This is a genomic window from Pseudomonas thivervalensis (assembly GCF_001269655.1).
In the GTDB taxonomy this organism is placed as follows: Bacteria; Pseudomonadota; Gammaproteobacteria; order Pseudomonadales; family Pseudomonadaceae; genus Aquipseudomonas; species Aquipseudomonas thivervalensis.
Window position 1 is genome coordinate 176,938 of the sequence record NZ_LHVE01000006.1, and the last position, 16,923, is coordinate 193,860.

The following is a 16,923-nucleotide window of genomic DNA, read 5'->3' on the forward strand; positions in this document are numbered from 1 at the left end:
ACGAGCCCCATGTCCACGCCCTCCTCTGCCCCCAGCTCCCTGTCGATCACCCTGCAGATCGTCTCCATCGTTTTCTACACCTTCATCGCCTTTCTCTGCATCGGCCTGCCGATTGCCGTCCTGCCCGGGTACGTCCACGAACAGCTGGGCTTCAGCGCGGTGGTGGCCGGGTTGACCATCGGTTCACAATACCTGGCGACCCTGCTCAGCCGACCCATGGCCGGGCGGTTGTCGGACAGCGTCGGCACCAAGCGGGCGATCGTCTACGGGTTGTCGGGGATTGTGCTCAGCGGCCTGCTGACACTGCTCTCGACCTTGCTGCAAAGCTTTCCGCTAGCCAGCCTGCTGATTCTGATCGTCGGTCGCTTGCTGCTTGGCGTAGCCCAAGGGCTGATTGGCGTGGGTACCATCAGTTGGTGCATGGGCCAGGTGGGCGTGGAGCACACCGCCCGTTCGATTTCCTGGAACGGCATCGCTTCGTACGGGGCCATTGCCATCGGAGCACCGTTGGGGGTGGTGATGGTCGGGGAACTGGGGTTCGCCAGCCTGGGCATCGCGTTGTCGTTGTTGGCGGCGGCGGCGCTGTTGATTATTCGCAACAAGCCGTCGGTGCCGGTCATTCGCGGCGAGCGCTTGCCTTTCTGGGCGGTGTTTGCGCGCATTGCGCCGTACGGAACGGGCCTGAGCCTGGCATCGATCGGCTATGGCACGCTCACCACTTTCATCACGCTGTTTTATGTCAGTCGCGGCTGGACTGGCGCGGCCTGGTGCCTGACGGTCTTCGGCATCTGCTTCATCCTCGCGCGGCTGTTGTTCATTTCCAGCATCGCCCGCTTCGGTGGCTTCAACTCGGCCATTGCCTGCATGAGCATCGAAACCCTCGGGCTGGCTTTGCTGTGGCTGGCGCCGTCCACCCCGTTCGCCCTGGTCGGTGCCGGGCTGGCCGGTTTCGGGTTGTCGCTGGTGTACCCGGCGCTGGGGGTGGAGGCCATCAAGCAAGTGCCAAACACCAGCCGTGGCGCGGGTTTGAGCGCCTATGCGGTATTCTTTGATCTGGCCCTGGCGATTGCCGGTCCGCTAATGGGCGCGGTGGCATTGAACCTGGGTTATTCGTCGATTTTCTTTTGTGCGGCATTGCTGTCGGTCAGCGGGCTGGGGCTGACCTTGCTGCTGCGGCGTCGGGCCATGAACGTGCCTTCATAATACCGTTCGCTAGGGCTTGTTTCTGGAATGGGAAGCGTCGTTTTTGGCTTTTTTGAAGGCTCGGTATTTACTTGCTCTGGTGTGTATATCCGTTTCTGCGGAACGGCGGCTTAGCATTCCGCCCTGACGGCGGCTCACTTCTGAAGAGCCCGGAAGCCGGCCCAGTCAAAAGTGAGCCGCCGTCAGGGCGGCCCCCTAAGCCGACGTTACCTAAATAACGGATATTCACCCCCCTAACCCACATCAATCAACGCAACCACCCGCGAAAACACCAGCTCCATTTCGGGCTCACCGCAATCCATCCCAAACCGCTTCCGCAACCCCAGCTGGCTAAGAATCACATGCACATCCGCCGCCAAATCATGCTGCCGCAAACAAGCCCGGACGCACTGCAACGAACAACCATCCAACGCAATGATCCGCCGCCCCGAACACGCCTTGTCAACCAGCGGCGCCACACACCCACCTACCCCGACAATGCAGGACATCTCAGCCAGCCCCGCACGATCCAGCCGCAGCGCAACGGTATTGGCCAGTTGCGCCACATTGGAACAACCGGAACACGAATACACCAGAGGCAATAAACTCGGGGCTTTCATCAGACCGTCGCCAACCCCTTGCCCGCCCGCTCCAGATTGCGCCAGAGCCACGGCGGCAACACCTCCGGATCAAGACTGTCGATCAAGTTCTTCAACGCCAGCCCCAACTCGGTATCCCCCTCGATCACCAACCGACGACGAAAAAACAGCGTGTCCGGATCCTCCTGACGACTGGCCAGCAACAGGAACTCACGCCAGTTGCCGCTGATGGTGACCTCGGCCTCGGCCCGTTCGGCGATGCGCAATCCATCCCGCGCCAGGGTCAGGTACCAGCACAACTTCAAGTCAGGCACACGCAGGCACAACCAGCGCCCACGCAGCACATCGAACCCACCGTCGCGCAACGGCTCGGCCAGGCAGCGATTGAGCGCCTGCTGCAACGCCAGTCGCTGCACCACGAACGGCACCTTGCCCACCAGCGGCAGCAAGCGATCGGCACCTTTGAGCACCCACTTCTTCGGACTCAACACAGGCCCGCCTCCTCTACCTTCAACATGCCGGCATGACCGTGCCAGTAACCGTTGCAACCCTCCACGAACAAAGGCGGTGCCTCGCCCTGGCGAACCCTGTCGAAGGCCATGACCACCTCGGCCATGCCCTGGGCACGCGGGCTCAGGCGCAGGACGTCGGCGCCACAAGCCTTCAGCGCGGAGTAATCGGCCAGCAGGTTCGTCACCTCGCCGGACATCGTCTGGATGCCGTTGAGGGTGAACAACTGTTGGCCTTCCTGACTGCTCAACGCCAGGCCGTCGGGGTAGTTGATGCAGCAGAACTGGCAGTCGTCCTTGGGCCGGTTTTCGGCCCGGGCGGTAAAGCAGCGCGCCGAGTACGCCAAGGGCAGATGACCATAGGAAAAAATCTCCACTTCGGGCACCTCGCGGTCCATGTCCCGCACTTGCTCCAGCACGTCGCCGATCAGCGCCGCCGAGCACTCCACGGGCGGCACCCAGCGGATCATGCCGCAGTCCAGTAGCTGCGCCAGGGCGTGGCCGTTGTACAGGTTCAACGCCGGGCCGCCGACAAAGGGCAGCTTGCGTTCGACGAGGAACTGCACCGCGCCCATGTCGTTGGCTTCCACCAACAATTGGCCGTTGTCACACAGGCGTCGCAGCGAAGAAAGCTCCGAGGCCGCTTCGATCAGCGTCAGGCTCGACAGCACAATCTGCGCCTGGCTGCACGTTTGCAGTTCGCGCCCCAGGCCCAGCCATTGGTCCAGGGAAAACGCCCGGCGCTTCGAACACACGGTTTCCCCCAGGTAAATCACGTCCAGCGGCAAGGCCGACATCTCGGCGTAGAAATTCCCCAGTTGCGCTTTGTCCCAGTAAAACAGGACCGGTCCCAGGCTGAGTTTCATCTGGCCTCCTTCATTGCCATGATCGATGGTAGGCACCCAGGGTGGTCTGGCTGCCTTCGGACAAACCGGCCAGCACCTGGCGCCATTCTTCCCGCACGCGAAACCGTTGCGGCGCGGCCTGGTGGGCATCCAGTGCGGCGCGCCAGACCCGGGTCACTTGCTCGACGTAGGCCGGGCTGCGTTGGCGACCTTCGATCTTCACTGCTTCGACGCCGATGGCCGTCAATTCCGGCAGCAGGTCGAGGGTGTCGAGGCTGGTGGGTTCTTCCAGCGCGTGGAAGCGCTTGCCGCCGACCAGGAAACGGCCTTTGCACAGGGTCGGATAACCGGCCGGTTCTTCGGGGGTGTAGCGGTCGATCAGCACCTCGCTCAGGCGTGCGCTGAGGCCTTGGGCATCCTCGCTCCAGCGTACGGCCTTGGCGGGCGAACAGACGCCACACAGGTTCGGCGATTCGCCGGTGATGTAGGAAGACAAATGACAACGCCCCTCGGCCATGATGCACAGGCTGCCGAAACCGAAGACTTCGATCGGCACCGGACTGCCCGCCGCCACTTGTCGCACCTGGGCCAGGGACAGCACCCGCGGCAGCACCGCACGGCGGATGTCATAGCGCTGGGCGTAAAACGCCAGGGCGGCTGCGTGTGTGGCCGAGCCTTGTACCGACAGGTGCAGCGCTAACCGAGGATGGCGCTGGCTGGCGTAGCTGAGCACACCGGGGTCGGCGGCGATCAGGGCGTCCACGCCGAAATCGGCGGCACGGTCCACAGCCCGTTGCCAGCGCTCCCAACCCTTGGGTTGCGGGTAGGTATTGACCGCTACGTACAGCTTGCGCTGGTGCTGGCGGATATGCGCGACAGCCGCGTCGAACTGTTTGTCGTCCATGTTCAGCCCGGCGAAATGCCGGGCATTGGTGTCATCGCGAAAGCCGACATAGACGGCATCGGCGCCTTGGCGCACCGCCGCTTTGAGGGCAGGCAGATTCCCTGCCGGGCAAACCAGTTGCATGGGGCATCCTCGTGAGGAAACTATGGGCGCCGCCAGTCTAGCCAGCCAGCCGGCGGCGACCTTGACGGCAATCAATTGCCGTCAATGCATCAGGCTCGCGAACGGCAGATACAGCACCCGGTCGTGCTTGTGCACCAGCGCCTCACGCTCGACCACAGCCAAGCCATCGGCCCAACAGGCGGCGGTCAGCATCGCTGAACTTTGCTGGGGATGCAGTTCGACACACAGCTGGCCGTCGATACCTGCAACCAATCGGGCTCGCAGGTATTGCCGACGACGGTTGCGCTTGAGCCAGTCGAACCCGGCCGGCACCTGCAACGGCACCGGCAAGACATCGCCCATGCCCTGGGCCCGGAACAGGAACGGCCGCACGACGATCAGCGCGGTAATCAACGCCGCCGACGGGTTGCCCGGCAGCCCGATCCAAGGCTTGCCTTCCACATCGCCAAAAGCCAAGGGCTTGCCCGGCTGGATCGCCAGGCGCCAGAGGTCAATGCTGCCCAACGCTTCGATGGCGTGCTTGAGATGATCCTCTTCGCCCACCGAGACACCGCCCGAGGTGATCAGCACATCGCATTCGGCCGCGGCCAGGCGCAATGCCTGTCGACTGGCCAATAACTGGTCGGGCATGACCCCGAAGTCGTGCACCTCGACACCCCAGCCACGCAACAACGCGGCGAGGCTATGGCGATTGCTGTTGTAGATCTGCCCCGGTGCCAGCGGCTCGCCCGGTTCGCGCAGCTCATCGCCGCTGCTGAGCAAGCCCACTTGCAAGGGGCGATAAACGTCCACCTGACCGACGCCGGCAGCGGCGAGCAGCCCCAACTCCTGAGCGCGTAGACGCGTCCCGGCTTCAAGCAGCCGATCACCTCGACGCAGCTCCTCGCCTTCCTTGCGCACATGGTCACCACTGTTGACCGACGGCAACCAAACCCGCTCGCCATCGACGCGACAGCTTTCCTGCGGCACCACGGTGTCGGCCCCCGGTGGCAGCGGCGCGCCGGTAAAAATCCGCACGACCTGCCCGGCCTGCAACAGCTCGCCCGGCTCGTCACCGGCGGCGATCCGCCCGGCCAACGCCAGGCAGCCGCCGTCAACCGGCAGATCGGCGGCCCGCAGGGCATAGCCGTCCATCGCGCTGTTGTCCCAGGCCGGCAGGTTCATCGGGCACAGGATATCGGCGGCCAGCACCCGCGCCAGGCCCTGGCCCAGACCGACCCGCTGCACGGGCGGAGGCGGCGGTGCCTGGTCGAGCAGATGCCGGATCGCTTCATCCACCGGCATCAGCACGCCGCTGTCGCACACCCGGCCGCTCACGAGCGCGTCTCGCACGCCGTTGGGGCGATGCCGTCCTGGGGCTTGAGGTGCGGGGTGAAATTGCACGGACCGGTGCGGCTGTCCAATTGCCCGGCCAGGATCTGCTCCCAACCGGTCCGACAAGCCCCCGGCGAACCCGGCAAGCAACACACCAGCACACCGTTGCTCATGCCCGCCAATGCCCGCGATTGCAGGGTGGACATGCCGATCTCCGCCAACGACACCTGGCGGAACAGCTCGCCAAAACCGTCCACCTGCTTGTCCAGCAACGGCGCCACCGCTTGGGGCGTGTTGTCGCGCGGGGTAAAACCGGTGCCGCCGGTCATCAACACCACCTGGACCTGGGGGTCGGCGATCCATTGGGAGACCTGGGCGCGGATCTGGTAGATATCGTCCTTCACCAGCCCACGGTCGATGAGCACATGCCCAGCGGTTTGCAGCAGGTCCGCCAGGGTCTGGCCCGAGGTGTCGGTGTCGAAGGTGCGGGTGTCGCTGATGGTGAGGACCGCGATGTTCAGCGGTTGAAAGCAGCGTTGCGTCAGATGGGCCATGATCAGCCGTCCTGTCAGAAAAGATGGCCCAGCCTGAACCGCAATCGTTGCCGGGCCTATTCCTCCTTGGAGGTACCTCCCTTGCTGTAGGAGCTGTCGAGCGAAGCGAGGCTGCGATCTTTCCCGGGCCACTTGAGTTTCAAGCGAAAGATCAAAAGATCGCAGCCTTCGGCAGCTCCTACAAAGGCATCCGTTCAGGGTGCCAGGCGGCTGCGCTGCCAGGCGCCATCTTGCAAGCGGTAGTCGAGACGATCATGCAAGCGGTCGGCGCGGCCCTGCCAGAACTCCAGCCGCTCCGGTCGCAGGCAATAACCGCCCCAATGGTCAGGTCGCCGCACGGGTTGCTCGGCAAAGCGTTTTTCGGTCTGCGCGAGCAAGGTCTCCAGCGCGGCCCGATCCGCCAGTGGGCGGCTTTGTGGCGACGCCCAGGCGCCCAAGCGACTGCCTACGGAACGGGATTCGAAATAGGCGTCCGACAGCGCCGGATCGAGTGTGTGGACCGGCCCTTCGATGCGCACTTGCCGCTCCAGCCCCGGCCAGAAAAACGTCATGGCCGCCCAGGGATTGGCCGCCAGGTCCTGGCCCTTGCCGCTGTCGTAGTTGCCGAAAAACGAAAAGCCCTGGGCGTCGAAGCCCTTGAGCAACAACACCCGGCAGTGAGGTCGGCCCTGCCCGTCCACCGTCGCCAGGGCCATGGCGTTGGCCTCCACCGGCGGGCTTTCGGTGTCGCGGGCCTGTTGCATCCAGAGGGAGAACAAGGCCAGGGGCTCGTCTGGGGCCTGAGCTTCGTACAGGCCATCGCGGGTGTACTGGCGGCGCATCTTGGCCAGGGAAAGAGGCATGAGAGTGATCTCCACTGTGGGTTTTGGCCAGTGTGGAGTCGACTGCGGTGGCTGGCCTTGATCGTTGTCAATGCCGGTTCTTGTGGTGAATTGAAGGGCGCCATCGCGAGCAGGCTCGCTCCCACAATTGATCTACTGTGTTCACAAGCCCCCTGTGGGAGCGAGCTTGCTCGCGATGAAGACGACTCGGTATGACAGATACCCCTACTTAAGCCCCAACCGCCGCGCCAGCTTATGCAAGTTGCTCGGATCCACCTCCAACAGCCGCGCCGCCCCCGCCCAATTCTGCCCGCAGCGCTCCAGGGCCTTGAGGATCGCCTGGCGCTGGCAACCATCGACCGCCTCGCCCAAGGGTTGCACGGGCGCCTCCAACGCTTGCTGGGCTTGTTCCGGCAGCGCCTGTGCAGAGGCGCTGCTGGCGTTGACATCCAGGTCCAGCACCTGCGGCTCCAGGGTCATGATCAGGCTGCGACTGGCGCCACGGCTCAGTTGCTTCAACGCCGCGCGACTGATGACGTGCTCCAGCTCGCGCACATTGCCGGGCCAGCTGTACGCCAGCAACGCCTGTTCGGCCGCCGGTGACAGACGCAAGCCGCGCAAGCCCAGGCGCGTGCGGTTCAGTTCGAGAAAGTGCCCGGCCAGCATCAACACATCGTGGCCACGCTCGCGCAGCGGCGGGATCGGCACCGGGTAGACCGAAAGCCGGTGGTACAGGTCGGCGCGAAACAGCCCATCGCGAATGCTGTCGGGCAAATGCCGGTTGGTGGCAGCGATGATCCGCACATCGACGTGCAGCGGCTTATCCGCCCCCAGGCGCTGAATCTCGCCGTTCTGCAAGGTGCGCAGCAACTTGGCCTGCACGCTCAACGGCAATTCACCGACCTCATCGAGAAACAGCGTGCCGCCATTGGCCGCATCGAACCGCCCGGCGCGGTCGGTGGTCGCCCCGGAAAACGCGCCCTTGACGTGGCCGAACAACTCGCTTTCAGCCAGGGACTCGGGCAACGCCGCGCAGTTGACCTGCACCAACGGCTTGTGACCGCGCCGGGACAAGCGATGCAGCCGCCGGGCGAACAGCTCCTTGCCCACGCCCGTTTCCCCCAGCAACAGCACCGGTAGTTCCGAGTCGGCGAGCACATCCAGCTCGTTGAGCAATTGCTGCAAGCCTTCGCTGCGCCCAAGGATCTCACCCTCCTCGGCTGGCAAGCGCAGGTCGGTCTGATCGCTGCGCGATGCCCGCAAGCTACGGTTTTCCTGCTCAAGACGGGTGACCCGCACCGCCGCCTCGATCTGCAACGTACAACGCTTGAGTTCCTCCCGGGCGCGGCTGTCGAAGGTGCCGGCGTGCAGCGCATCCAGGGTGATCGCGCCCCAGAGCCGGCCTTCCACGTACAGGCTCACGCCCATGCAGTCATGCACCGGCAACGGCTCGCCGACGTGATGATCGAGCAAGCCGTCATACGGATCGGGCAAGCGACTGTCCGGCTCGAACCAAGTGGGTTCACGCGAGGCCATGATCGCCGCCAAGCGCGGATGCTGGGCAATCACGAAGCGCCGGCCCAGCGCTTCGTGGACCAGGCCCACGGTGGCCACGGGCCTGAGGCTGTCGTCGTCCAGGCGCAGCAGCCCGACGGCGCCACTGTTGAAGTATTCGCGCAGGGTCTGCACCAGGCGCTGCAATCGCACCGCATTGGGCAGCTCGACGATCAGGTCGGCGGCCAGGCTTTCACGCAGCATGGTAGTGATGACCCTCCAGGGTTCGTTTGACCCTTCACAGTCAGGGTGACAATCACCCTTCCAATAATTTAATGCTTTGTTTTCAACGAGTTGAATATGGCACGCCGACTGCAAAGAGAGCGTTCATCTGTCCCTCCCGGGATTCAACCCAAGGAAACATGATGAGCCTCGATCTGCTGGAACAAAGCCTCGGCCAACTGGCCTGCGATATTCCCGGTGCGACCCGCACCTTCCATCATTACAACCTCGACTTCTGCTGCGGCGGGCAAAAATCCTTGCGCGAAGCCGCACTGGGCAAAGGCCTGAACCCACTGCTGATCGCCGATGCCCTCAGCACCCTGCAAGCGGCCGGGGAGCTGGGCCATGACTGGCGCGACGAGCCCCAGGCATTGTTGATCGCCCATATCCTGGAACGCTACCACGCGCGCCACCGCGAACAGTTGCCGGAACTGATCCGCCTGGCCCGTCGCGTCGAGACGGTCCATGGCGCCCGGGCCAGTTGCCCCAACGGCCTGGCCGATCACTTGCAGGACATGTATCAGGAACTCGAAGGCCACATGCTCAAGGAAGAACAGGTGCTGTTCCCGATGCTGCAACAAGGCCTTGGCGAACGGGCATCGGCGCCGATCCAGGTGCTGCGCTATGAACACGACCAGCACGGTGAGGCCCTGGAAACCATGCTCGCCCTGACCGACCAGATCACCCCGCCCTCCGACGCCTGCAACACCTGGCGCGCCCTGTACCGCGGGCTGGTGGAGTTTCGCGATGACCTGATGCAGCACATCCACCTGGAAAACAATGTGCTGTTCGTCAATGCGATGAAGCCAGTACGCTAATCTCCCTCAAACTGCATAAATCCACTGTGGGAGCGAGCCTGCTCGCTCCCACAAAAGCCGATGTTGCTCCTCCTAATGGCATACATCTCTGAGTTGGCCTTTCACTCTCCTGCTCAAAACTGCCAATAGAACATCGCCTTCGCCAACACCACGATCAGCACCATGTGCCCCAGGATACTGCGCCGCAGCCAGCAGGCGCGGCCGGGTGTCAGGCGACCGCGCTTGAGCCAGTACGCCAGCCACACATAGTGACCGATGATGCTCAATGCCAGCAGGATCTTCAGGCTCAGCAGCAGGCCGAAGCTGTTACTCAGCGGCTGGCTCAATGCGCCGCGATGCTGCCAGGCCAAGGCCATGCCGGCGCCGTACAAGACCAGCACCACGCCATGCAGCACATGCCGCGAGCGCTGGGCGATCGCCTGATCAGCGCCTTCCCTGACGATCTGCGTCAAAGGCCGGCGCGCGGCATGCCAGATGAACACCTCGAAAAACAGCGTGCCAATGAAGGCAATCGCCGCCAACAGGTGCGTGACCAGCAAGACCCCGTACATCATCGATCTCCTCTACCCAATCGACTCACCCCGGATGCCCATCCACCCGGGTCTGCAACAGCATCGGTCCATAGCGCCACGCGTAAAGACCGAACGCCAATGTCCAGCACAGCGCCGCCAGCCACAGCCCGGCCAACGGTAACAACAGCACCAACAGCACACGGCTCAGGCACGCCAGGTTCAACAGGATAAAGGCCAGGGTCATGCCCGCCGGTGGCTCCAGGGGGCGCCCGGTATGGCCCAGGCTGACGCGGGCAATCATCGCCAGGATCAACCCAGCCATGGCACCGATGGTCAGGCTGTGTACCGCCAGGCTCGGGTTCACCGGCACACCGAAATGCCACAGCGCCATGCCCAGGCAGGCCACCGCCAGCCAAGCGTAGGCCAGGTGCAACGACCACAGCAGCGGCACCTGCCACAAGTCCCGATCATGCCAACGCACCAGTCGAATCCCGTGCCCCGTCGCCAGCGCGGCGAACATCAGGCCGATCCAGACGCTGGCCGTCAGCGCCGGACCGAAGGCATACAACAATGCCACCAGCGCCGAACCCGCCAGCAACAAGCGATCGAGCCACGGCCAAGGGGCCACGCCCTCGACCCGACCGAGGCCACGCTGGGTAAAGAATGGAATCACGCGACCGCCGATCAAGCCCATCATGGCCGCCACCAGCCACAAGCCAGTGAGCACGCTCTGCCGTTGCAAGCCCTCGTCGTGCTGCACCAGGCCGTACATGGATAACCCATCGGCGGCGGCCAACAGCAGCAATACCAGCACAATCGGGTAATTGCGCTTCTGCCGCACGCGCCACAACGTCACGCCCATCAACACGGCGACCGCCAGGGCAAAGCCCAACTCCAGCAGCATCAGCAACGGCCAGGGCGCATCGACCAGCCAGGCCAGCCGCGCGCCCAACCACAGCAAAGCCAGCGTTGCCAAGCGCTTGCCGCTGAGCCCCGGGGTACCGGTCCAGGTCTGCACCGCGGTCAGCAGGAACCCGGCGATGATCGCCAGGCCGAAACCGAACAACAGTTCATGCCGGTGCCAGGCCAACCAACCGCCGGCCGGCTGCCAGGCCGATAACCGCCCCGTAAACGCTGCGAGCCAAAAAGGAACGGCCAATAGCGCCAACACACAACCGGCCAGAAAAAACGGCCGAAAAGCCAGGCGCCACAGCGGCGCAATGGCCATGGCCTTGCGACGGTCAAGCACTTGCATACACCACTCCTTTGCCTCGCCGGACGACCAGCGAGGTACGACAAACCAGGGTTCGAATGATCGGCTATCGACGCCGGCCGGCCTTGTCTCAGATCAAGCCAGCGCATCGGCAACCTCCCGTCTCGAACAGGCACTTGCAAGGGGCTTGCCGAAGTAGGTCATCGTGGGAGTTCACAGTAATACTGTTCACTCAAGGCATTCGATAAGCCCGTGGCGAGGGAGCTTGCTCCCGCTGGGCCGCGAAGCGGCCCTAAACCTGCCAAATGCAGAGCATCAGACACTCCGCATCCGCCGGTTTACGACTGCTTCGCAGCCGAGCGGGAGCAAGCTCCCTCGCCACAGGTCCATCATTTTTCTTGTGTACCGCATTGTGCTACCCCAGGGACTACAGTCGAATGAGGTATTTATAACCCTATCGTGGTTGTTTCAACCCTGCTGCACCAGGGTCATTTCTACCATCACCAGCCCCAACGCCCCACGAATCAAAGCCCCCAGGCATGGCCCGGCTCTTGCTCAGCCACGGCATTACCTTTCTTACCGGGGCCCTCCATGAAATCCGTCGTTCTGCCGCTTACCTGGTTCGTCGTGCTCACCTGCGTCGTTGCGCTTGCCAGCGGCCTGTCCCTGAGCCTGGTCTGACCCCGATCATCTCTTTTGTTACCACAAGGATCCACGCCATGGTGCTCCACCGTGTCCATCACCAGATTCTGCGCAGCCATCACCTGTTCGAGCCCTTGAACGAAGAACAGCTCGACGAACTGATGAGTACCAGCCACCTGCTGAACATCGACAAGGGCGACCCGTTGTTCCGCCAGGGAGAGCCGGCGCAGGCGTTTTACTTCGTGATTTCCGGCGCGGTGAAAATCTACCGGCTGACCCCGGACGGCCAGGAAAAAGTCTTCGAGGTGATTGGCGAACGCCAGACCTTCGCCGAAGCCATGATGCTGATGGACACCCCCAATTACGTCGCGTCCGCCGAAGCCGTCGGCCCGACCCAGTTGTATCGACTGTCCAACGCCACCTACATGCGTCTGCTGCAAAGCAACAGCCGACTGACCTTCGCCCTGCTCGGCAAGCTCTGCGTACGCCTGCACCAGCGGGTCAACGAGATTGAAACCCTGTCGCTGAAAAACGCCACTCACCGCGTGGTGCGCTACCTGCTGACGCAACTGGTGCGCCTGCAAACCGTGGACAGTCAGTTCGAACTGCCAATGGCCAAGCAATTGATCGCCGGGCATTTGTCCATTCAGCCGGAAACCTTTTCGCGGATCATCCGGCGCCTGATCGATGAAAGGATCATCACCCAGGACGGTCGCCAGATCGCCATTCTCGATCGCCTGCGCCTGGAGCAATTCGAATGAGCGCGCAGCCCACTTGCCTGTATTGCCAACAGGCCCACCCCGTCGATGCAACCGAATGTCGCCAGTGCGGCATGCCCCTGCCAGCCGAAGCAGCGATGGCCAGCGAGCGTCGGCTGCGGCGCTTCACCTGGTTCTGCGTCGGCTTGACGCTCTTCTGCATCGTCATGTTCTTCTGGCTGCCTCGCAACATCGCCTGAACCCTCAGTCCTGAGTCAATTGCCGGTACAACTGCGGTAAACGCAGCGGCAGTTGCTCGGGCTGACGAATCAAGGTGTAACCGTTGGCCCCGAACATGTACGGCAGGTAATCCCCCGCTTCGCGATCGATGGTGATGCAGAACGGCGTCAGCCCTTGGCGCCGGGCTTCGAGCACCGCCTGACGGGTGTCTTCCACGCCGTAGCGCCCTTCATAGAGGTCCAGGTCATTGGGCTTGCCGTCACTGAGCAGCAACAACAATTTGCGTCGGCGCTTGCAGCCCGCCAGCCGTTGCGTGGCCTGGCGAATCGCTGCGCCCATGCGCGTGTAGTAACCGGGCTTGAGGCCCTGGATGCGTCCGCGGGTGTGATCGTCGTAACGCTGGTTGAAAGCCTTGAGTTCATGCATGCGCACCTGCTGGCGACGCAGGGACGAGAACCCGTACAAAGCGAAATCATCCCCCAGCACCGACAGGGTTTCACCGAACAGCAACAGACTGTCACGGATCACATCGATCACCCGGTGCTCGTCATTGAGGTGGGCATCGGTGGACATCGACAGGTCGGCCAGCAGCAGGCAGGCCAGGTCGCGGCGAGTCTGGCGTTGGTCCATGAACATCCCGCGTTCGCTGCATTGGCCATGCTGGCGCTCGACATGGAAGTCCAGCCAGGCTTGCAGGTCCAGTTCCAGACCTTGGGTTTGCTGGCGCAACCACTGGCGATCGTTGCGCAAGTGTTCGAACTGGCGACGCAGGCGCTGGGCCGAGCTTCGCAGGCGTACCGGCAATGGCTGCGGCTGGCAATCGCGCGGGGTGAAGGTTTGCAGGCTGACGAAGTCGTCCTGTAGGCGCTGCTTGCGATAATCCCATTCCGGCAACAGGATGCCTGCGCCCAACGGGATGTCATCCACATCGGCCGGAGGCAGGTCCAGGTGCAGTTTCAAGCCACCGCCCTTGCGCACGCGGGTGCGGGAAAGCGTCAACTGATCCAGGTCCTCCGCGACGCGAGCGGCGTCCGGGTCTTCGCGGTCATCCGCCCAGCGATCCAGGTCCACGTGTTCGGTCCAGCTGAACAGGTTTTCCAGGCGCACGATCAGCAGCCCACCGTCACGGCTGGTGTCATCGATTCGCTCGGCGCGCTTGCGGCCGCCCTGCTGTTCACCGGGTGGCGTCGCCAGGTATTGCTCGGACTCCTCGAGGTTGGCAGCCTGGGGATTGGCCAGGTGTTGCGGTGGGTAGAGCCACAGCGGCAACGGCCAGGCGGCCCGCTCGCTGCGGGGAAAATGTTCGACACTGCCCGGTTCGCGCAAGGCTTGGCACAACGCCCGCTCCAGGGCGGCTTCGGCCGGGTTGAGCGTGGCCGGGTCGGGGCGCAGGGACAGGTGCGCCTCCACCAGTCGCCGGTAGCGCGGCCGCAGCGCCGGGTAGCGCTTCAACACCGCCGAGGTCCAGCGCTGATTGTCTCGCCCCCAGTGTTTCATCGGGCCCGACTGCGCGGCCAGCAACGCCAGCCAGCGATACAACTCTTGGTTGAGCTCGACATCGGGGAACGCCGCCAGGCTCGCCGGCAGACGCAGGTTGTCGCCATCACACCAGGCCAGGGGCACTTGCTTGCAGGTGCCGGCGATCTGCTGCAACAGGTTGCGCCGCAGCAGCAGGTCACGGTCACTGACCGCTTCCACCCCCAGGTGCGGCGCACCGCCGGTGGCGCGAAACAGCACCTGCAGCGCGCGTTGCCGCGGGACTAGCTCGACCCGTGCTTCAGGAAAATCGGCACTGGCCCGGCGGGTGATGAAACGGTGCCAGACACTGCCGACCCATTCTTCCAGTTCCAGGGTGAAGGCCATGGTTATTCTCCTGTCGACCCGTTGCGGTGAAAGGACTGGCTCGCACTGCTCTTTGTGGCGAGGGAGCTTGCTCCCGCTTGGCCGGGCTGGCGCTCCAGTGCGAAGCGCCCATAAAAAGGGTCTGCTGCGCAGCCCAGCGGGAGCAAGCTCCCTCGCCACAAAAGCGCACTCGCCACGGATTCAGTGGTGCCCTTTCAAGAAGGCACCACCGCCGCCGGTGCCCGCAGGGCCGCGCGGCCACGTTGACGGAAGCTGAACAGGTAGCAGACCAGCCCGGCCAGGAACCCGACGCCGCTGACCAGTCGCGCCCAGAACAGCGGCTTCAAATGATCCATCGTCGCCATGAACGGCAAGGCACTGCCATCCTCCATCCAGCGCTGCAGCCAGACCTGGACGACACCGGCCGCGGTGAGGAACAAGGTGATCATCACCATCGACAAGGTCATCAACCAGAAGCCCCAGATCTCCAGGCGCTGGGAGCGTTCGTCCGCCGCTTCACCCAAGCCGCGCAAGCGTGGCATGGCGTAGCTGATCAGCGTCATCACGATCATCGCGTAGGCACCGTAGAAGGCCAGGTGACCGTGGGCCGCGGTCAGTTGCGAACCGTGGGTGTAGTAATTGACCGGTGCCAGGGTGTGCAGGAAACCCCAGACCCCCGCGCCGAAGAACGCGGTGACCGTGGTGCCCTTGGCCCACAAGGTCGCGGCGCGGTTCGGGTGATGCCGACGACGGTTTTTCACCATGCTGAAGGCGAAGACCACCATCGCCAGGAACGGCAGCGGCTCCATCGCCGAGAAGATCGAACCGACCCACAGCCAGACCTCGGGCGCTCCGATCCAGAAGAAGTGGTGACCGGTGCCGATGATGCCGGTGATCAGCGCCATGGCGATAATCACGTAGAGCCATTTTTCCACCACTTCCCGGTCCACGCCGGTGATCTTGATCAGGACGAAGGCGAGCATTGCCCCCATGATCAGTTCCCAGACGCCTTCCACCCAAAGATGCACCACCCACCACCAGTAGAACTTGTCACGTGCGAGGTTTTCCGGGTTGTAGAAGGAGAACAGGAAGAACACCGCCAGGCCGATCAGCCCGGTCATCATCACCATGCTGACCGTGGTCTTGCGACCTTTGAGCAAGGTCATGCCGATGTTGTAGAGAAACCCCAGGCACACCACCACGATGCCCATCTTGGTGAGGGTCGGCTGCTCCAGGAACTCGCGGCCCATGGTCGGCAGCAAGTCGTTGCCGGTGAACTTCGCCAGCGTCGCATAGGGCACCGAGAGGTAGCCCAGGATCGTCGCCACGCCTGCGGCGGCGAATACCCAGAACAGCAACAGTGCCAGTTTCGGGCTGTGCAGTTCGCGGTCGGCCTCCTCCGGGATCAGGTAATACGCCGCGCCCATGAAGCCGAACAGCAGCCAGACGATCAGCAGGTTGGTGTGGACCATGCGGGCCACGTTGAAAGGAATCAGCGGGAACAGGAAGTCGCCGACCACGTATTGCAAGCCCATGATCAAACCGAACAGCACCTGCCCGAGGAACAGCATCAGGGCAAACACGAAGTAGGGTTTGGCGACGGCCTGCGAGGCGAATTTCAGATGCGGATTAGCCATGCTCATCTCTCAGCCCTCCTTGTTTGGCGGCCAGCCATTGGTGTTGATTTTCGAGCTCCACTTGAGGAACTCGGCGATGTCGTCGACCTCCTGCTCGCTCAGGTTGAACTGCGGCATGGCACGACGGCCCGGCACGTTCAGCGGCTGCATTTTCATCCACGCCTGCAGGAACGGCTTGAAGGCCTCGTCGCCACCGCGCCGGTTGACGACGTTGCCCAACTCAGGCGCAAAGTACGCACCCTCGCCCAGCAGGGTGTGACAGCCGATGCAGTTGTTGCGCTCCCAGACGCCCTTGCCGCGTATCACCGATTCCGTCAATTGCGCCTGGTTGCTGCGTTCGGGAAAGGTCTGTTCCGTGTGGTAGGTCAGGGCCAGGAATATCAGGAAGAAGAAGATGCTTCCCCCGAAGTAGATATTCCTGGCCATGCCTTTGGTGAAGGTATCTGACATGGTCACTTCCTCATTGCTTGGCGTGACCATTTTAGGAAGCCGGGGGTCTGAAACCGCTTGATGGCGATCAAGAATCTCCGATGGTTTTGGTGGGTTGTTGCAAGGACACCGCGATGATGGAGAGCAGCTTTTGTGGCGAGGGAGCTTGCTCCCGCTGGGTTGCGTGTAGGAGCTGTCGAGTGCAACGAGGCTGCGATCTTTCCCCAGCCACTTGAATCTCAAGCGAAAGATCAAAAGATCGCAG

At 63.2% G+C, this 16,923-nt stretch carries 17 protein-coding genes; 4 read left to right on the plus strand and 13 right to left on the minus strand.

Annotated elements, in window-relative coordinates:
- The first annotated feature begins 9 nt into the window (after nt 1-9).
- A complete protein-coding gene (locus AD659_RS06740; RefSeq protein ID WP_053119537.1) occupies nt 10-1,203 on the plus strand; it encodes an MFS transporter in 1,194 nt (397 codons plus the stop codon).
- A gap of 233 nt (nt 1,204-1,436) precedes the next feature.
- On the opposite strand, the gene AD659_RS06745 is transcribed toward AD659_RS06740, so the two are convergent.
- From AD659_RS06745 to norR, 8 genes are all read right to left on the minus strand, one after another.
- Nucleotides 1,437-1,802 carry a putative zinc-binding protein gene (locus tag AD659_RS06745; RefSeq protein ID WP_053119539.1) on the minus strand — a complete coding sequence of 122 codons (366 nt, stop codon included), beginning with the start codon at nt 1,800-1,802 and terminating at the stop codon, nt 1,437-1,439.
- A complete protein-coding gene (ubiT, locus tag AD659_RS06750) occupies nt 1,802-2,272 on the minus strand; it encodes a ubiquinone anaerobic biosynthesis accessory factor UbiT (protein WP_053119541.1) in 471 nt (156 codons plus the stop codon). Before ubiT ends, AD659_RS06745 begins: the two co-directional genes overlap by 1 nt.
- Nucleotides 2,266-3,156 (minus strand): U32 family peptidase, encoded by an 891-nt coding sequence (locus AD659_RS06755; RefSeq protein ID WP_053119543.1) that lies wholly within the window; start codon nt 3,154-3,156, stop codon nt 2,266-2,268. Before AD659_RS06755 ends, ubiT begins: the two co-directional genes overlap by 7 nt.
- Nucleotides 3,157-3,166: 10 nt before the next feature.
- A complete protein-coding gene (gene ubiU / locus AD659_RS06760) occupies nt 3,167-4,162 on the minus strand; it encodes a ubiquinone anaerobic biosynthesis protein UbiU (RefSeq protein ID WP_053119545.1) in 996 nt (331 codons plus the stop codon).
- An 81-nt stretch (nt 4,163-4,243) separates the two neighbouring features.
- Nucleotides 4,244-5,479: a molybdopterin molybdotransferase MoeA gene (locus AD659_RS06765; RefSeq protein ID WP_053119547.1), complete on the minus strand. Its 1,236-nt coding sequence runs from the start codon at nt 5,477-5,479 to the stop codon at nt 4,244-4,246.
- A complete protein-coding gene (gene moaB, locus AD659_RS06770) occupies nt 5,476-6,030 on the minus strand; it encodes a molybdenum cofactor biosynthesis protein B (RefSeq protein ID WP_053119549.1) in 555 nt (184 codons plus the stop codon). Before moaB ends, AD659_RS06765 begins: the two co-directional genes overlap by 4 nt.
- Before the next feature lie 194 nt (nt 6,031-6,224).
- Nucleotides 6,225-6,872: a pyridoxamine 5'-phosphate oxidase gene (pdxH, locus tag AD659_RS06775; protein ID WP_053119551.1), complete on the minus strand. Its 648-nt coding sequence runs from the start codon at nt 6,870-6,872 to the stop codon at nt 6,225-6,227.
- Between the two features lie 204 nt (nt 6,873-7,076).
- Entirely contained in the window at nt 7,077-8,609 is a 1,533-nt protein-coding gene (gene norR / locus AD659_RS06780; RefSeq protein ID WP_053119553.1) for a nitric oxide reductase transcriptional regulator NorR, read from the minus strand.
- A gap of 161 nt (nt 8,610-8,770) precedes the next feature.
- Between norR and ytfE the strand changes: the two genes are divergently transcribed.
- The gene (ytfE, locus tag AD659_RS06785) at nt 8,771-9,445 is read left to right on the plus strand and encodes an iron-sulfur cluster repair protein YtfE (RefSeq protein ID WP_053119555.1); all 675 of its coding nucleotides are present in this window, start codon (nt 8,771-8,773) and stop codon (nt 9,443-9,445) included.
- Between the two features lie 113 nt (nt 9,446-9,558).
- Here the strand turns inward: ytfE and AD659_RS06790 are convergent, their stop codons facing one another.
- Complete coding sequence (locus AD659_RS06790; protein WP_082341946.1) at nt 9,559-9,996, minus strand: hypothetical protein; 438 nt, start codon at nt 9,994-9,996, stop codon at nt 9,559-9,561.
- A 25-nt stretch (nt 9,997-10,021) separates the two neighbouring features.
- Nucleotides 10,022-11,212, minus strand: a complete 1,191-nt coding sequence (locus tag AD659_RS06795) for an NnrS family protein (protein ID WP_053119559.1) — start codon at nt 11,210-11,212, stop codon at nt 10,022-10,024.
- A gap of 677 nt (nt 11,213-11,889) precedes the next feature.
- Here AD659_RS06795 and AD659_RS06800 point away from each other — a divergent pair.
- Together AD659_RS06800 and AD659_RS06805 are read left to right on the plus strand one after the other, a co-directional pair.
- On the plus strand, nt 11,890-12,573 hold the full coding sequence (locus AD659_RS06800; protein WP_053119561.1) for a Crp/Fnr family transcriptional regulator: 684 nt from the start codon (nt 11,890-11,892) through the stop codon (nt 12,571-12,573).
- Entirely contained in the window at nt 12,570-12,770 is a 201-nt protein-coding gene (locus AD659_RS06805; protein ID WP_053119563.1) for a hypothetical protein, read from the plus strand. The genes AD659_RS06800 and AD659_RS06805 overlap by 4 nt, the downstream gene beginning before the upstream one ends.
- Nucleotides 12,771-12,774: 4 nt before the next feature.
- On the opposite strand, the gene AD659_RS06810 is transcribed toward AD659_RS06805, so the two are convergent.
- The 3 genes from AD659_RS06810 to AD659_RS06820 all read right to left on the minus strand — a co-directional run bounded on the left by AD659_RS06810 (nt 12,775) and on the right by AD659_RS06820 (nt 16,679).
- A complete protein-coding gene (locus tag AD659_RS06810) occupies nt 12,775-14,613 on the minus strand; it encodes a nitric oxide reductase activation protein NorD (RefSeq protein ID WP_053119565.1) in 1,839 nt (612 codons plus the stop codon).
- Nucleotides 14,614-14,807: 194 nt separating this feature from the next.
- Nucleotides 14,808-16,235: a cbb3-type cytochrome c oxidase subunit I gene (locus AD659_RS06815; RefSeq protein ID WP_053119567.1), complete on the minus strand. Its 1,428-nt coding sequence runs from the start codon at nt 16,233-16,235 to the stop codon at nt 14,808-14,810.
- 3 nt (nt 16,236-16,238) lie between these two features.
- Entirely contained in the window at nt 16,239-16,679 is a 441-nt protein-coding gene (locus AD659_RS06820) for a c-type cytochrome (RefSeq protein ID WP_003202495.1), read from the minus strand.
- Nucleotides 16,680-16,923 lie beyond the last annotated feature (244 nt).

Coding starts and splice junctions, on each gene's coding strand:
- AD659_RS06740 (WP_053119537.1), top strand. CDS start 10: ATGTCCACGCCCTCCTCTGCCCCCAGCTCCCTGTCGATCACCCTGCAG.
- AD659_RS06745 (WP_053119539.1), bottom strand. CDS start 1,802: ATGAAAGCCCCGAGTTTATTGCCTCTGGTGTATTCGTGTTCCGGTTGT.
- AD659_RS06755 (WP_053119543.1), bottom strand. CDS start 3,156: ATGAAACTCAGCCTGGGACCGGTCCTGTTTTACTGGGACAAAGCGCAA.
- ubiU (WP_053119545.1), bottom strand. CDS start 4,162: ATGCAACTGGTTTGCCCGGCAGGGAATCTGCCTGCCCTCAAAGCGGCG.
- moaB (WP_053119549.1), bottom strand. CDS start 6,030: ATGGCCCATCTGACGCAACGCTGCTTTCAACCGCTGAACATCGCGGTC.
- pdxH (WP_053119551.1), bottom strand. CDS start 6,872: ATGCCTCTTTCCCTGGCCAAGATGCGCCGCCAGTACACCCGCGATGGC.
- norR (WP_053119553.1), bottom strand. CDS start 8,609: ATGCTGCGTGAAAGCCTGGCCGCCGACCTGATCGTCGAGCTGCCCAAT.
- ytfE (WP_053119555.1), top strand. CDS start 8,771: ATGAGCCTCGATCTGCTGGAACAAAGCCTCGGCCAACTGGCCTGCGAT.
- AD659_RS06790 (WP_082341946.1), bottom strand. CDS start 9,996: ATGTACGGGGTCTTGCTGGTCACGCACCTGTTGGCGGCGATTGCCTTC.
- AD659_RS06795 (WP_053119559.1), bottom strand. CDS start 11,212: ATGCAAGTGCTTGACCGTCGCAAGGCCATGGCCATTGCGCCGCTGTGG.
- AD659_RS06800 (WP_053119561.1), top strand. CDS start 11,890: ATGGTGCTCCACCGTGTCCATCACCAGATTCTGCGCAGCCATCACCTG.
- AD659_RS06805 (WP_053119563.1), top strand. CDS start 12,570: ATGAGCGCGCAGCCCACTTGCCTGTATTGCCAACAGGCCCACCCCGTC.
- AD659_RS06810 (WP_053119565.1), bottom strand. CDS start 14,613: ATGGCCTTCACCCTGGAACTGGAAGAATGGGTCGGCAGTGTCTGGCAC.
- AD659_RS06815 (WP_053119567.1), bottom strand. CDS start 16,235: ATGAGCATGGCTAATCCGCATCTGAAATTCGCCTCGCAGGCCGTCGCC.
- AD659_RS06820 (WP_003202495.1), bottom strand. CDS start 16,679: ATGTCAGATACCTTCACCAAAGGCATGGCCAGGAATATCTACTTCGGG.